Source organism: Oligoflexus sp. (assembly GCF_035638955.1).
Taxonomy (GTDB): domain Bacteria; phylum Bdellovibrionota_B; class Oligoflexia; order Oligoflexales; family Oligoflexaceae; genus Oligoflexus.
This window is the reverse complement of sequence record NZ_DASQYZ010000169.1, coordinates 71,058-84,833: the sequence shown is the minus strand read 5'-3', so window position 1 is coordinate 84,833 and position 13,776 is coordinate 71,058. Positions and strand designations below refer to the sequence as shown.

Below are 13,776 nucleotides of genomic sequence, written 5' to 3'. Positions count from 1 at the left end.
AAGCGTGGTCCTAAACTTCTGATTCCACAGGAGCAGGTCGGGATCAACATCCCGGTCACACGGCAATCCATGTATGTGCTTGGATAGAAAAGTACACTAAACTCTTTTTATGACTGTCTCAAAATAGCTGATTTATTCCGTATCAACCACAACGCAAATTACGCTTTTAATTTTGAACCAATGGGAGGATGGTTCTTGGATGGGTATTTCATTTGTCTCAGGAATCTTATTTCTTTCTGTGATAGATACTTCACGCCCAAAAATTTTGAGTTCTTCATTAATGATTTCCGAAAATCGTTTTGGCATGTGATTGTCTGTAATTGGATTGTCTGGCATGATTTACTCATTTGTTTGGACTGAATTTCAGTAAAGCTAAAAAGCCTCCGATAGGAGTCAAGATGCCGAATAATGTTATCCAGATGCTGAACTTGAAATACTGATATTTTCTGCGCGCAATCATTGAATTGGTTATTATTTGGTCTGCAAGTGCCACATCTATTTCACCCTCGCTATAGTTTTGGTAACCGGGATCAGTCTTAAGACGATCGATTAACTCGTTGGACTGAAAATTCAAGAGATGCCCAAAAAAGTAAACGTTGTCTTTTGCGTCAGTGAGTGCCTTTGAAGAAATCCATGAAATTTTTGTCTGTGGTAAGAATGATAGCAAACTGGAAACCAATGCTACGACGATACAAAAAAGCAGGAAGCCGAGATATATTTTCATAAGGAAACCCGCTTTATCCAGGTCAAAAGCGCCTTTAATAGCAAAAAATGACGCGCCGTTTAGAGTGATGACTGCGCCGTTCTTAGACTCTGCATGCTGCAACCACTTGTTGACGTTTTCCAGAATGGCTCTTAGTTCATCTCTTAGGTTTGCAACTGTTGACATTTAGCCCGTTTCTAAATTTTCAATGCACCATAAGGGCGCAATTTAATACATCGTGTGCTTCATGCGTTTCTTTAAACTCATCAGTTCCTGATTCTCTGCAATGAGTCACCAAAATTCAATGCGATTTTTATAGGCACGAATGGAGGAGATGCATCCAGATTATAAATACAATAGTAACATCAAATTCAAGAAGACTTTGGTAAGAAATCTTTACTGGAATTTGCTTTGACCTTCGAAGTTATGCTCAGTCAATCTTCAATGCCGTATGCAAATTCAATTTGCATCGTCCAAAAAGTTTCGCAGTTCTTAAAAATAGAAAGAAATTTCGGAATCATTTAACCTGTCATGTCCTTTTTCTTAAGAGATCGTGATAGTTTCTCGGTAAAGTCATCCGAAAGTAATATCATTTCGATTCGTGCGCCTTGAATATATTCCTTCAATGCTTCGTTGATAAGCGTCTGATAGCCCTGACCCCCACCGGCTTTTCCAGCCTTCTCACGAAAATAGTCAAGGATGGCCCCATCCAGTCGAATGGTTATCGGAAGCTTAACACCATCACCTTCAATGACAGCTCCACGAGTTCCCTTGGAAAAATCGTACTCTTTTCTCATATCGCTTGTTTTTTTTCGGCTGACTTTCTTCTTACTTTTCTTCATAGCTCCGCCTTTCCTTTGCTGTGGCTTTACGGGCACTGATGATTCGAATGATGTCGTCGCGATATGAGTAGACGGCAACTACGACGACTAGGTAGCGAGCGGTTCCCAGGATAACCCACCGTTCCTCGGTGTGGTCGGGGTCAGGTCTAACGATTGACCACTCATCGGAGAAGACTGGAATGACATCTTCGAAACTCAAACCGTGCTTTTCTTGATTCGCCTTGTTCTTGGAATCGTCCCAGGAAAATTGCATCGCTCCCCCGCTCTTGACATTTCAAGATTATAGTCATGTATGTACATTTGTAAATACATGGTTGATTGAAGATATTTAGTTCTAAAAAAAACAATGGGTTGTTATGATGAGGGTGGCGTTTGGCCTAAGCATTGGCAAAAGGATCAGTCCAGTAATGGCGGATTGAAGAAAGCGGGATGGGGTAAATGATTAGATTGTAGAGCGTAGAATGTTGATGAGACCATTCTGCTTAATGCTTCAGACATGCAGTGAAAAGAAGTCGTCAAAGAATGAAGACAAAGAGTTCCCAGCCCGCGAACGCGGGCTCAAAACAAGTCCATGTGACCGCGCAGCGGGCCCATGGCTATCCTGGGATTTATCTTAGCCAAAACGAAAAAACCCGCAGCCGATTTCTCGTACTGCGGGCTTTTCATGGTGGAGGTAAACGGGATCGAACCGATGACCTTCGCAATGCCATTGCGACGCTCTACCAACTGAGCTATACCCCCGATCTCTTTGCAAAAGATCGCCTCACATTGCTGTGAGGTAGACACGGTTTATGCTTGAAGGCGTTTTCCTTGTCAACGATTTTTCTCTCTGCTTGCCAGGCGGCGGCTGCTCTTTTACGATGACCCCTCTTGTAGAGCCCTCTGCGGAAGGAGAATCAGCCCCATGGAACACAGAGAAGAAAAGTTTAAGAATCTGCTGCTGCTTGGTAGCATACTGGCGGTACTAGGCATTGGTCTGTCGATCTATTCGCTCATGCATCATCTGGAGCTGAAACAAGCCGGCGCGACCAACTTCGCGTGTAACATCAATGACACGCTCAGCTGCGATGATATCGCCAACAGCAAGTACGCAGAGGATCCGTGGGCCAACCCGATGGGGGTTTATGGAATTGGCTATTTTCTCGGCCTTTTTGCTCTGCTTATGACGGCCCGCGTGAAAGCCAATCTGCGGCAGGATGCCCTGCAAGCCTACGCGGTCATGGTAGGCATTGGGGTGGTCACGTCGATTGTTCTGTTCGGCATCTCCGAATTTATCATCGGTAAAATCTGTCCGACCTGCATCGGCATATATGCGGTTACCCTGATGCAAGGCGCGGTGCTGTTCTTCAGCAGGGATGCCATTCCAAAACCCTGGAACATCAAAAGCATCAGCAACGGCGGCTGGTACGGAATTATTGCATTGGTGGCCACCATTGCCGTGTACCAGGTGGTGAAGCCTGCCTCGACCCGCAACTTCAAACCGGACAATCCTATGACCGATGCTGAAGTGAAAAAGCATATGGAAAAACTGGGTGCGAACCGCGAAGCCCCGATCCTGGCCTCCCTCGATCCAACACCTTCGCCCGCGATCAAGATTGATTTCACGGCTTACAGCGGACTGGGTGAAGACTATCGGAAAGGGTCCGATGACGCCAAAGTCAAAATCGTGGAATTCGCGGACTATCAGTGTCCCGCCTGTGCGACCGCTTCCAAGGCTATGAAAGCCCTCGCGGCCGACCTCGGTGACAAGGTGCTGATCGTGTTTAAGAACTTCCCACTCGATAGCACCTGCAATCCATCCGTTCAAACCAAGATGCATGCCTTTGCCTGTGAGGCGGCAATCATGACCCGTTGCGCGGGCCAGATCGGAAAATTCTGGGAGATGAACGAGAAGGTTTATGACAACTATCGGGATATCGATTCCACACGTTTGATAGCCTGGGCCAAGGATGTGGGTCTGAACGACGATCAAATCAAACAGTGCAAGGCTTCGCCTGATATCGTGAAAAAAATACAGGATGATGTGAAGCAGGCTAATGAAGCCGGGCTGAGCGGGACACCTACAATCTTTATCAACGGCCGGAAATACAACGGTGCGGTTGAGCCCGAGACGATGAAGCAGGTGGTTCAAGCTCTGCAGAACATCTGATTGGCAAGAAAGAAGACCAGTGATGAATATTACCTTTGAACATGACTACCAACAGAAAATTCTCAACATGCGTTTCGCCGAGCCGACGACGATCGGGAGCGACGCCGATGTGATGAACTGGCGGCAGACCTGGCTCAATGCTTTGAAGTCCTGGCATTCGCCTTACAAGGCTGTGATTGATGGGTCCCAGTTGCGGCTGGGACTCGATGCCAACGAGCCGGCAATCAAGGCTGCGTTGGGACGGATGGAAAAGGTTTTGTCCGGTTTCTTTCTGAAGAAGGCCGTGATCTGGGGCATCGAAAAGGATTTTGCCGACCTCATGCCCTTTGCTTATGCGGAAACAGAAGATGCCGCCTGGGAAGCCATCGGTCAACGCAAGACCCGTGGTCCTGCCGAACCCGTGGATTTTCGCAGCAGCATTCAGCTCCAGAATCATTTCCGTCAGCATGTGGTGGAACTGTCATTCTCGGCGGATGCTGTGCTCGATTCCAAGGAGAAACTGCAGGCCCTGCGCAGTAAACTCACCAACAATCTGATGCAGTGGCATTCGGCATGGAGCATGCTGATCGACTGTACACATCTGGAAATTTCTGCGGAACTGCATGCGGATTGGGAACTTATGGTGAAGTTTTTCCGCGGCTTTTTCCTCAAAGAAGTGCTGGGATACACACCCAAGCGCAAGGATTTGGCCTATCCCTTCCAGGTGTATCGAGCCCGACATAATGCCGCTGGCCGGTTGGAGGGCGAAGGCCTGTTTTCCGGGGAAGACGCGGATTGCAAGAGCCGGAAGAGTTAACTGTTCAACTTGACCAAGTTTTCACTAGCGGGGTATAAACAGGCTCCATGGAGCCCAAGGGGCCTACCCGCTGACACTTATTCAGGAGTCATGTCGTGCAACCCGTAGAACTTTATCCCATACAAAATTCACTCATCCTTCGCGCGCGCGGTGTGGAACTGTTGGTTCTCTCGAACCACGTCACCGAACTTAAAACTCGCAAGGACACCAAGGAATTTGCGGATTATTTTTTAAAGCGCGCGATGGTCAACCGCTCGGCGCGTAAACTGTTCGAAGCCTGGTTGCGGAAGGATACCACTCTGTGGCGCCGGATCTACCACTCGGTGATGCACGACTTTGAAGAGAACAAAGAAGAAAACGTGGAAGCCACAGCTGAGGCTGTAAAAGTTTGATCCCCCTGCGGGGGATGACGTGGTTCGTGGAAGCCACAGCCGAGGCTGAAAAAGCCTGATCCCTCGGGGTCACTCGATAAGTCCCCTCTTCAGGACCGGCAAAAACTGCCGATATACCTCTGAGGGGGTGACGGATGATCCGCAAGTTCCTGATCTGTGGTAAAAAGCAGATTTATATACAAAGTAAGAATATCGAGACCTATAACGAAATCGGCAAAGTCATTGAATTGGTTATGCCGGTTCGCGATTTTTGGGATCTGGAAAGTCTTATTAAAGATGTTAACTACCTTCTGGCCGCCGGGGAAGCCCAGGCCGAGGTTGCCACCTCCTATCGCAAGGTCCTTCGTCGATCGGCACGATACGCGGTGAGGGAAATGGATCGGACCTGGCTTTATGGAAATAAAAAAGAAACCTAGCCAACCAGCAGCTTTTCTGGACCGTGATGGGGTCCTGGTTCGCGATACAGGCTATGTCTACCGACTCGAAGATCTGGAAATTCTACCCGGTGTGACCGAAGGCCTGAAACTTCTCCACGACCATGGTTTCCTTCTCATCGTTATATCGAACCAGGCCGGCGTCGCGCGTGGTTATTACACCATCGATGATGTCGATCGCTTTCATGCCGCCATGCAGAAACGTTTGGAAGATGAGCTGGGTTTTCGCCTGGATGGCATCTATTACTGCCCGCACCATCCCATGGGTTCGGTGCTGCAATATGCAATGGAATGCAGCTGCCGCAAACCAGGAACCGCCTTGATTGAACAGGCCGGACGAGATTTCGCGATCGACTGGGATCGCAGCATTATGGTCGGTGATCGTGCCAGCGACGTCGAATGTGGTTTAAAAGCTGGTGTGATGGGAATACAGCTCGCCAGCGACCAGTATGAGGGGCATGCGAGCCCGCACGTGCAGGTGCGGGATCTTCTGGAAGCAGCACAGTGGACTCTGCAGAACATGCCGGCTTAATTGCCTGGTGGGCACTTAACCGCCCGTTTTATGATCTTTGTATTTCTTCAAGAGAATCTTAATACGTGGGCCGCAACGTTCGCCCTTGCAGCCACCTGAACCCGAGCCGACTTTATTATTAACGTCGGCCACCGTTTCACAGCCTGGCAGTCCGTCCAGGACCTTTCCCAGAGGAATTCCTTTGCAGATACAAACCACGCGTGTCATTTGCTTGATGCGTTCACGAGCCAATTCTTCAGGCGTCAGAGGACGCTCCGTTTCTTCGTTCAAAATAGGATCCTTGTCATCGGGCATTCCATCACTCCATCGGTCCCGTTCTTCCACATTAGCATAAAAGCCATAGGGTAAAGAACAGGCCACATAGGCAGCACCCGCGCGGTCAAGGCTCAAACTTTCAGATACAAGGCCTGAAGCCAGCTTAACCATCGTTCATCGAGTGCTGCGAAAATCCAGCCGCTCGCATTGCAGGCGGCATGCAGGGCCATGGCTGCTGTCAGCCGACCCGAGGCCACATACAGCCATTCGCAGCATAATCCTAATATCAAAGGGCCAATTGGTGTCGAGAGCTCATTCCAAACGCCAGATCCATGCGCCAGGGCAAAGACCAGGGCGGACGCATAAGCCCCCCAATAATCCCCGAGCTTGTGCCGAGCCAGTCCACCGATGCCCAAGCGAAAGACCAGCTCCTCGACGATCGGGATCCAAACCACAAAGGCCAGGAGTCGACCGTCCCAGGATCCGTCCATCGGGGGAGCGCCTGCGATCAGCCCGCGTGATAGCAGACTGGCCCCAACGCTGCCCACAAGAATCACAGCAGCCGGCAGAAAAGCCAGCATTCCCCAGCGTGGCGTCAGGCGAAGGCCAGCTCCAAAACGCCATATAAGCAGGGCCAACCCGCTATGAACCAGCGCTATCGTCAGCCAGCCGGGCGGCAGCTGCCGACTCAACCACGCATAGAAAATCGATAGCGCCCATCCAAGCAGCATCAGGAGGGTAAAATAAATCGCACGCATGGATAACGATAAGCTCATGCCGTTATTTTGCTGAGCAGGAAGTGCCTTTTCAAGGTTTCAATGATGGTCAGCACATCATTTTTCACCAGGTAGCCATTGGCGCCGGCTTTTTCACCCAGCTCCTTGGATCCGCTGTCACCGAGCGACGTATGGAGGAAGATGGGTATCCCGTCGAAATCGCGCTTTTTACGGACACGCGTGATAAAGGTAATCCCATCCATTTGCGGCATTTCCACATCCGTGATGATCGCATGCACGGGCCCGTTGGGACTGCCAGAGCTCATGGATTGCTCCAGCTTCTGCAGGGCCTCCTGGCCGTTTTTGGCCATGATCACCCGGTAGCCTTCATGGTGCAAGGCTCGCGAAACGTTCGTGAGGATGAGATTCGAATCATCCACCAGCAAAACGCCGGGAGCATTGCGATTCATATTGAGCAATTGATGCTGCTGGGCTTCGTGATCATAACCATGAGGCAGGCCCGGCAGGGCTTCCATGGAATGATGCCCATGCGCTTTGGATTCCAAACCGGCAATGATTTTTTCCAGGTCGAGAATAAACAGAAACTCAGAGTTCTCAATGAGCATCATGCCCGTGATCGAGGAATTGCTATCCGCCGATGGTGGCAGCACCTTATCCCAGGTCACGCGGCGAATACGATTGGTCGAATGCACGATAAAGCCAGCCCGCTTTTGGCTGAATTCCGTGACAATGATCTGCTGATCGCTCGAGATGGGGCTGCTGTAATCGCCCAGCACCATGCAAAGGTTCACAGCAGGAATGGGTATGCCTCGCAGTTCGAAAATACCGGCAATCCCAGGAACCGAGGACGACAGCGGATTGATCCTTGGCATATGCACGACTTCGCGGACTTTCACCACGTTCACGCCGTAGTTGCCTTTGATGACCCGGCCACCAGGCAGATTGCGCTGCAGTGAGAACTCGATCAGTTCAAAATAATTGCCGCCCACCTCGAAGTTATTATCGAGGTCTGAGAGATTGGCGGCTTTCATGCGGTTCAGCATCGTCGTCCCTTTGCGCTGCCCAAGCGATCGGCTGTTTTTACAATTCCTTGATATGGGAAACAAAAAACCCAGCCGTTGGGCTGGGTTATAAGTTAACTTAGGCTGATTTTCAGCGACCTAAAACTCAATCGAAAGCTGCGTTTTAAAGTATATTTCCAACTGCTTGCGCTGGACATCACTGAGCTTGCCAAACTGCAAACCCACTTCACCTTTGGAGTTGATCCAGGCAACCTTGGCCTTGATCTTGGATTCCGCCGCAGGCAGGGTCTTTTTCTTGCGCGCGGCAGCTTTGTCGTCCTCACCCTGGGCTGGCAATTCAATGGACATGGTCAGCTCCTGGGACTTTTTCACTTTCAGAGGGCCCTGGATTTTTACACAGGCGCCGCCCAAACTAATATTAAGAACCTTGCCATCCACCTTGGGAGCGCGTTTGCCACGACCGGCAGCTTTGCCGACCAATTGAGTTATGAAGCTCGCATTAAAACGGCGTTCCAGTCGATGTTTGCTGATCAGAAAGCGTTCTATTTTTTCCGAGAGTTCATCGAAGTTGATGGGCTTGGAAATCCAGGCGGAGGCGTCCTGATAAGCGAAGAGGTTGTCAACAACAGCCTGCTTTACGATGTCGCTGGGATAGGCGGTCATCAGGATCGGACCATCGTAAACCTTTCTCATGGCTTCCACCAAAGCAGGACCATCCACGTCCGGCAGATCGAAGTCCACCACGCAAAGATCAGGGCGCCGTGCGGTGAGGTAATCCAACGCCTCTTTACCTGTTGCCGCGACATCGACAACGGTTCCCATGATCTTGTCCTTGAAGACCTCAGATGTCATGACCAGGCTGGGCTTGCATGAATCAGCGATCAAAACGGTCGTCATGGAATAATCCCTTTCTGCGGTATGAATCTCGATGCAGTCTTCAGAGGCTCAGTGACTTCCGATTTCGAAGGGATGGACCATGCCTCTAGTTCCATTATAGCGAAGGTCACTGGGAAAATACTGCCCCTGCACATCTGTTAGAATCAAAGTGATCCCTAGATGCATTTCCTCTATCGGGAACGCTGGGATCCGAGGTCGAGACGGACTGGAAAACCCAAAAGGAACCGATCCTTACCTTTTGTTAATATGCGGCTGGGAGTTTTCATGCAAAGACTGGTCAAAGCCTGTTTGATACCCCTCCTGGGAGCGGTTTCACTGCCCCTGTTGGCGATCACTGACTTTCAACCTGTGACTTTGCCATTTACGCAAGATCTTAACACGTTTCGTGCAAGTCTTACGCTGCCGGTCACAGATCATGTACAAAAAATCACGATTCCGTCCAAGAAACTCAAAACGCGGGCCTACAATCCCAAGAAGGATCAGACGATCGAACCGATCAGTCTCACCGTTCCACGGTCCGAGACGGGTTTGAGTGAAATGGCCCGACGCCTGGCTAACAGTGATAAGAGTGAAGAGCTCCAGGATTTGCTGCTGGATCGCATTAAAAAGCAGGGTCCCACGACCAAGCCTACGGTGAAAGTTGAATTGGCGGCCGATGATTTCAAGCTCATCAACTTTCAAGCCCTGGGTCAGGAACTGTCGAAGGAGCATCATCAGGTCACGATCAAAGCCAAGGAACTCAGTGCCGAGAAAGACACCTGGAATGAGTTCCGCAATCAGCTGAGTTACCTCCTGCCGCGCGAGCAGCTGGCCCGCATTGGCAAGAAAATAAAGGCCGGGACTGATCTGCAGCTCGACGATGACCTCTTGCCCAGCTTTGCGAAAAAGATGACCGGAAAATTCATCATCTATCGCGGCCCCAACTGCTTTCACGCAGCCCTGGCTTTCTTTGATCAGCATCTGACCCGCGCACCCTCAGTGAACGTCAAGGAAGAGGAAGGCTATCATAAAGCCATGATCAACTATGACGAGCTCTGGCGTGTGATCAGCAGTGAATTCTATGAGGTGGATCCGCGTAACACCCCGCTTAAATACGGGGATCTTATGGTATTTTTCGGAGTGCCTCCGGAAACTCCCAAACATATCAACTTCAAGTGGATTCGCCACACCGCCATTTATCTGTTTGGGCCTTACACCTTTTCCAAGGGGTCCAAATCGCCCAATACGCCTTACTCTGTGAAAACATTGGAAGAAGAGTGGTCAACGTGGCGTTCCCTGACCCAGAATCTTGGCGTCAAGATCTACCGTCGACAGCTGAACGTGTCATCAGGACGATTGCCGGTCAAGCGCGACGACTGGATCTACTGAACCCGCCTTGCTTTTGAATGAAAAGTGTTTTCCTGCCTCGTCAGGAGTGGTAATAAAAGCCCCCTGCGCCCTTCCCTCGGCGTTGCGGATATCACTCCTCAATTAAAGATAAGCCATGACTGTAGCAAAAACTCATCGCTCGACAGCCAAGATTTTTCGCAGTGAACGCTGGAAGAACGACCATAGTAAACAATTTTTGACCAAACGCCCGGCTGCACCCGCTCAGGACGACTCCTGCTGCGGTACGCATAGCCCGGTTGATGGCAACTACGAAAACAGCCTCAACCTTAAATACCAGGCCGCTCTCCAGAAGTTCCGTGAACATGGGCTTTTGGAAGGTGCGAGCGTTATCAATCCTGTGGCCTCGCCTCGTTCCACAGGTTACCGCGCACACGCGAAACTCGCTGTACGCCATGCACGGGAAGCTGTGGTTAAACCCGCAGCCGAGGAACGCTTTGCCATCGGTTTGTTCGCTGCCAACTCCCATCAGGTGATTCACCTGAAGGATTGCCCGATGCACCGGGCGTCGATCAACCGTCTTTTGCCGGATCTGCAGGCTGAACTCGAAGCCTCGAACCTGCAGCCTTACTGTGAAGAAACGCACAGCGGGGATCTCCGTTATCTGGCCATTCGCGCCACGCATCTCACCGAAGAGCTGATGCTTACCTTTGTCACTCGTGAAGAGAAGGACAAGGTTGAGCTGAAAGCCATGGTTCTGCGTTTGCGGCAGAAGGGTCACTTGATCGTGGCCTCCTTTCAGAACATCAACCCCAGCCGCACCAATTCGATCTTCGGTTCCTTGACCAAGAAACTGGCCGGTGCTGACGGTTTGCGTGAATCCCTCTGCGGTTTAACCTTTGAAATTGGCCCGACCAGTTTCTTTCAGGTCAATCCATGGACGGCATCGCTGATCTATCGTCGCGTGGAACAGATTGCCGGCCATCGGCAGGGTGATGCCGTGGCTTGGGATCTTTACTGCGGCACGGGGCAGATTTCGCTGCTGCTGGCCCAGTCCGGCTACCGTACGCTTGGAATCGAGGAGAACCCTCAGGCCATTCGTGATGCGGAAGCCAACTGCGTGCGCAACGCGATTCCTGCCGATAAGCGTCCCGCGTATATCGCAGGTCGCGTGGAAGACCTCGACGGTCGTTTCCCAACCTGGGCCGATAAGCCCGAGCTGATCGTTGCCAATCCGTCGCGTCGTGGCCTGGCCCCGGCGGCCCGTGAGCTTGTCCTCAATGGATTGCACCAGCGTCCTGGCAGTCGTCTGGTTTATGTCTCCTGTGAAGCCGAAACATTGATCCGCGATCTGGTCGAGCTGACCAAAGCCGGCCATAAGCTGCTGCAGCTTGAGTGTTTTGACATGTTCCCGTACACCGAAAAACTGGAATGGCTCGCCGTTATCCAGTAAGCCCGCAAAATACCGGGGGAGCTGCCTCGACATGGGCTCCCGCCTGGGATATACAAGTGTTCAGCACCAACAAGATGGGCGAACACGCGATGACCTACGATAACTTCGTTCAACCAAATCCCGAGACATTGACCTACGGTCGCTACCTTCATGTTCATGAGCTTTTGGGGCTCCAGCAGGAGTTGTCGCAGCCGAAGGAACATGATGAATTGCTCTTTATCGTGATTCATCAGGTCTATGAGCTGTGGTTCAAGCAGATTCTGCATGAGCTGCAGCATTGCCAGGAAACTTTGGCCAGCAATAATATACTGCCGATGACCAAGGCGTTGCATCGGGTCACGACGATTCAAAAGGTCCTCCTCCAGCAGGTCGATATTCTCGAAACCATGACGCCAACCGAATTCAACCGGTTTCGCAAGAACCTGAATCCCGCCAGCGGTTTTCAATCCTATCAATTTCGGGAATTTGAATTCCGATTGGGCATGAAGAATCCGGCTCATCTGCGTTTCTTCGCTCATGATGCCGTGGCCTCGGTGCGGTTGGAAAAGGCCATGAACGAGCCCACGCTCTATGATCATTTCCTGCGTTACCTGCAAAGGCAGGGTTTTGCCGTGCCGAAGGATGTGATCGAACGCGATGTGACGCAAATTCACAACAGTCATCCTGAAATCGTCAAACTCTTCACCAGCATCTACCAGGATCCTGCCCAAAACTATCAACTGTACATGGTTCTGGAAGCGCTCGTCGATTTGGATGAACTTTTGGTACTATGGAGATACCGTCATGTGCAGATGGTGCGAAGGATGATCGGTGATCTCGGAGGAACCGGCGGTTCTCTCGGTGCCCGCTACCTGCAATCCACGCTTAATAAAAACGCCTTCCCGGACATCTGGGAGGTTCGCAATCACCTGGGGCAAAGCACGACGCCCTATGGTGGCCGTTGAAGCATCGTTCAAGGAGAATGCATGAGTCTGAATGAAGTCACGCTCAATTTGCCTAATTACCCCATGGAAGAGCTGTCGAAAATTCGTCAGCGTTTGATCAGTCAGAACAAAAAGGTTTACGATTTTGGAACCGGTGATCCCAAGATTCCAACCTGGGCACCGATCCGCGAGGCTGTGACGCAGAGCGTGACTCCGATCAGTCAGTATCCTGCCACCCGCGGTGGACCGGATTTGGTGGATTCCATCTGGGGCTACTGCAACCGTAACTTCGGTCTCAAGGCGGGCCAGGGCTTCGATATCATGGCGACCAATGGCAGCAAGGAAGCGATCTTCCACATCGCGCTGTGCCTCGTGGGACGCGCCGGTGGGAAAAGAATCATTGCCTATCCGGATCCTGGGTACCCGGTTTATCGCAGCTCGGCGCTTTATGCGGGCGGCATCCCTTATCCCATGCATTTGAAAGCCGAGAATGATTTTCAAATGGAACCATGGACTCTGCCCGAGGATGTCCAAAGCCAGATCGCAGCGCTCTGGATCAACTATCCGCATAATCCAACCGGCGCGATTTTGAAAAAAGGTCATCTGGAACGCATCATCGAGTGGTGTGAAAAGCGCGATGTCGTTCTTCTGGCCGATGACTGTTACATCGATATCTATGACCCCGCCTGGGACGCCAAGGGCCAGAAGCCTTTGACGCCGATCACGTATACCTCGAAAAATGTTTATTCGTTTATGAGCCTCTCCAAGCGTTCCGGTATGACGGGCTATCGCAGCGGTTTTCTCATCGGTGATGCGCGCTATATGCCTCTGATTGGAACAGCGCGGGCTAACTTTGGAGTAGGGACGCCCACCATGCTGCAGAAAGCAGCGGCCGTCGCATGGGCCGATGATAAGCACGTGGCCGAGCGCCGACAAATTTTTGCCAAGCGGATTGAGCTGGCTTTCCCTTATTTGAAAAAGCTTGGCATGATCGATCACAAACCGGAAGCGACCTTTTACCTTTGGTGCCGTGTTCCGGGTGGCCTTGATGATGTGGCCTTCTGTTTGAAACTGGCCGAGCAGGGGGTCATCACCAGTCCCTCGCAATGGTTGAGTGAAGGCATCAAAGGCTCCATGCGTTTTGCATTGGTGCCCGATGATCCGGATACGGTCGAAGCCATGGAGCTCGTCTCGCGTTTGGTCAAAAGCCTATAATCGGCATTTTCCCTTGAATCAGCCGCAGCCTCGCGGCTGGTTCGATACCTTCCTCCCGTGACCACCCTTACCTTTTTCATGATAAGCACCGATAGCGAAT

Annotated in this window: 17 protein-coding genes and 1 tRNA gene; 9 read left to right on the top strand and 9 right to left on the bottom strand. The window is 51.2% G+C overall.

The annotated features are described in order from the left end of the window. Window positions 1-132: 132 nt before the first annotated feature. The 5 genes from VE954_RS16240 to VE954_RS16220 all read right to left on the bottom strand — a co-directional run bounded on the left by VE954_RS16240 (window position 133) and on the right by VE954_RS16220 (window position 2,286). Window positions 133-336: a hypothetical protein gene (locus VE954_RS16240; protein ID WP_324954584.1), complete on the bottom strand. Its 204-nt coding sequence runs from the start codon at window positions 334-336 to the stop codon at window positions 133-135. A gap of 7 nt (window positions 337-343) precedes the next feature. Beyond that, on the bottom strand, window positions 344-889 hold the full coding sequence (locus VE954_RS16235) for a Pycsar system effector family protein (RefSeq protein ID WP_324954582.1): 546 nt from the start codon (window positions 887-889) through the stop codon (window positions 344-346). 335 nt (window positions 890-1,224) lie between these two features. Beyond that, on the bottom strand, window positions 1,225-1,545 hold the full coding sequence (locus VE954_RS16230) for a BrnA antitoxin family protein (protein WP_324954580.1): 321 nt from the start codon (window positions 1,543-1,545) through the stop codon (window positions 1,225-1,227). Beyond that, on the bottom strand, window positions 1,532-1,798 hold the full coding sequence (locus tag VE954_RS16225) for a BrnT family toxin (RefSeq protein ID WP_324954578.1): 267 nt from the start codon (window positions 1,796-1,798) through the stop codon (window positions 1,532-1,534). Before VE954_RS16225 ends, VE954_RS16230 begins: the two co-directional genes overlap by 14 nt. A gap of 412 nt (window positions 1,799-2,210) precedes the next feature. Continuing rightward, window positions 2,211-2,286, bottom strand: a tRNA-Ala gene (locus VE954_RS16220). A 163-nt stretch (window positions 2,287-2,449) separates the two neighbouring features. Here VE954_RS16220 and VE954_RS16215 point away from each other — a divergent pair. The 5 genes from VE954_RS16215 (at window position 2,450) to VE954_RS16195 (ending at window position 5,848) form a co-directional block, all read left to right on the top strand. Further along, on the top strand, window positions 2,450-3,694 hold the full coding sequence (locus VE954_RS16215) for a thioredoxin domain-containing protein (RefSeq protein ID WP_324954576.1): 1,245 nt from the start codon (window positions 2,450-2,452) through the stop codon (window positions 3,692-3,694). Window positions 3,695-3,716: 22 nt separating this feature from the next. Then, window positions 3,717-4,490, top strand: coding sequence for a hypothetical protein (locus VE954_RS16210; RefSeq protein ID WP_324954574.1), 774 nt, complete (start codon window positions 3,717-3,719; stop codon window positions 4,488-4,490). A gap of 95 nt (window positions 4,491-4,585) precedes the next feature. Then, the gene (locus VE954_RS16205; RefSeq protein WP_324954572.1) at window positions 4,586-4,882 is read left to right on the top strand and encodes a hypothetical protein; all 297 of its coding nucleotides are present in this window, start codon (window positions 4,586-4,588) and stop codon (window positions 4,880-4,882) included. A 134-nt stretch (window positions 4,883-5,016) separates the two neighbouring features. Continuing rightward, window positions 5,017-5,298, top strand: a complete 282-nt coding sequence (locus VE954_RS16200; RefSeq protein WP_324954570.1) for a hypothetical protein — start codon at window positions 5,017-5,019, stop codon at window positions 5,296-5,298. Further along, window positions 5,276-5,848, top strand: coding sequence for an HAD family hydrolase (locus VE954_RS16195; RefSeq protein ID WP_324954569.1), 573 nt, complete (start codon window positions 5,276-5,278; stop codon window positions 5,846-5,848). The genes VE954_RS16200 and VE954_RS16195 overlap by 23 nt, the downstream gene beginning before the upstream one ends. Window positions 5,849-5,863: 15 nt before the next feature. On the opposite strand, the gene VE954_RS16190 is transcribed toward VE954_RS16195, so the two are convergent. The 4 genes from VE954_RS16190 to VE954_RS16175 form a co-directional block, all read right to left on the bottom strand. After that, a complete protein-coding gene (locus VE954_RS16190) occupies window positions 5,864-6,142 on the bottom strand; it encodes a (2Fe-2S)-binding protein (RefSeq protein ID WP_324954567.1) in 279 nt (92 codons plus the stop codon). 92 nt (window positions 6,143-6,234) lie between these two features. Beyond that, entirely contained in the window at window positions 6,235-6,879 is a 645-nt protein-coding gene (locus VE954_RS16185; protein WP_324954565.1) for a type II CAAX endopeptidase family protein, read from the bottom strand. After that, complete coding sequence (locus VE954_RS16180; protein WP_324954563.1) at window positions 6,876-7,883, bottom strand: chemotaxis protein CheV; 1,008 nt, start codon at window positions 7,881-7,883, stop codon at window positions 6,876-6,878. Before VE954_RS16180 ends, VE954_RS16185 begins: the two co-directional genes overlap by 4 nt. Window positions 7,884-8,000: 117 nt before the next feature. Continuing rightward, window positions 8,001-8,759: a response regulator gene (locus VE954_RS16175; protein WP_324954561.1), complete on the bottom strand. Its 759-nt coding sequence runs from the start codon at window positions 8,757-8,759 to the stop codon at window positions 8,001-8,003. Window positions 8,760-9,023: 264 nt separating this feature from the next. Between VE954_RS16175 and VE954_RS16170 the strand changes: the two genes are divergently transcribed. The 4 genes from VE954_RS16170 (at window position 9,024) to VE954_RS16155 (ending at window position 13,676) form a co-directional block, all read left to right on the top strand. Beyond that, window positions 9,024-10,127 (top strand): hypothetical protein, encoded by a 1,104-nt coding sequence (locus VE954_RS16170; protein WP_324954559.1) that lies wholly within the window; start codon window positions 9,024-9,026, stop codon window positions 10,125-10,127. 115 nt (window positions 10,128-10,242) lie between these two features. Next, window positions 10,243-11,538: a 23S rRNA (uracil(1939)-C(5))-methyltransferase RlmD gene (gene rlmD / locus VE954_RS16165; protein WP_324954557.1), complete on the top strand. Its 1,296-nt coding sequence runs from the start codon at window positions 10,243-10,245 to the stop codon at window positions 11,536-11,538. A gap of 56 nt (window positions 11,539-11,594) precedes the next feature. Next, a complete protein-coding gene (locus VE954_RS16160; protein WP_324954555.1) occupies window positions 11,595-12,482 on the top strand; it encodes a tryptophan 2,3-dioxygenase in 888 nt (295 codons plus the stop codon). Between the two features lie 21 nt (window positions 12,483-12,503). Beyond that, the gene (locus VE954_RS16155; protein WP_324954553.1) at window positions 12,504-13,676 is read left to right on the top strand and encodes a pyridoxal phosphate-dependent aminotransferase; all 1,173 of its coding nucleotides are present in this window, start codon (window positions 12,504-12,506) and stop codon (window positions 13,674-13,676) included. Window positions 13,677-13,776: the final 100 nt, after the last annotated feature.

Excerpts from the sequence above, each read along its gene's own strand:
- VE954_RS16240 (WP_324954584.1), bottom strand. The coding sequence starts at position 336 with ATGCCAGACAATCCAATTACAGACAATCACATGCCAAAACGATTTTCG.
- VE954_RS16235 (WP_324954582.1), bottom strand. The coding sequence starts at position 889 with ATGTCAACAGTTGCAAACCTAAGAGATGAACTAAGAGCCATTCTGGAA.
- VE954_RS16230 (WP_324954580.1), bottom strand. The coding sequence starts at position 1,545 with ATGAAGAAAAGTAAGAAGAAAGTCAGCCGAAAAAAAACAAGCGATATG.
- VE954_RS16225 (WP_324954578.1), bottom strand. The coding sequence starts at position 1,798 with ATGCAATTTTCCTGGGACGATTCCAAGAACAAGGCGAATCAAGAAAAG.
- VE954_RS16215 (WP_324954576.1), top strand. The coding sequence starts at position 2,450 with ATGGAACACAGAGAAGAAAAGTTTAAGAATCTGCTGCTGCTTGGTAGC.
- VE954_RS16210 (WP_324954574.1), top strand. The coding sequence starts at position 3,717 with ATGAATATTACCTTTGAACATGACTACCAACAGAAAATTCTCAACATG.
- VE954_RS16200 (WP_324954570.1), top strand. The coding sequence starts at position 5,017 with ATGATCCGCAAGTTCCTGATCTGTGGTAAAAAGCAGATTTATATACAA.
- VE954_RS16195 (WP_324954569.1), top strand. The coding sequence starts at position 5,276 with ATGGAAATAAAAAAGAAACCTAGCCAACCAGCAGCTTTTCTGGACCGT.
- VE954_RS16190 (WP_324954567.1), bottom strand. The coding sequence starts at position 6,142 with ATGCCCGATGACAAGGATCCTATTTTGAACGAAGAAACGGAGCGTCCT.
- VE954_RS16185 (WP_324954565.1), bottom strand. The coding sequence starts at position 6,879 with ATGAGCTTATCGTTATCCATGCGTGCGATTTATTTTACCCTCCTGATG.
- VE954_RS16180 (WP_324954563.1), bottom strand. The coding sequence starts at position 7,883 with ATGCTGAACCGCATGAAAGCCGCCAATCTCTCAGACCTCGATAATAAC.
- VE954_RS16175 (WP_324954561.1), bottom strand. The coding sequence starts at position 8,759 with ATGACGACCGTTTTGATCGCTGATTCATGCAAGCCCAGCCTGGTCATG.
- VE954_RS16170 (WP_324954559.1), top strand. The coding sequence starts at position 9,024 with ATGCAAAGACTGGTCAAAGCCTGTTTGATACCCCTCCTGGGAGCGGTT.
- rlmD (WP_324954557.1), top strand. The coding sequence starts at position 10,243 with ATGACTGTAGCAAAAACTCATCGCTCGACAGCCAAGATTTTTCGCAGT.
- VE954_RS16155 (WP_324954553.1), top strand. The coding sequence starts at position 12,504 with ATGAGTCTGAATGAAGTCACGCTCAATTTGCCTAATTACCCCATGGAA.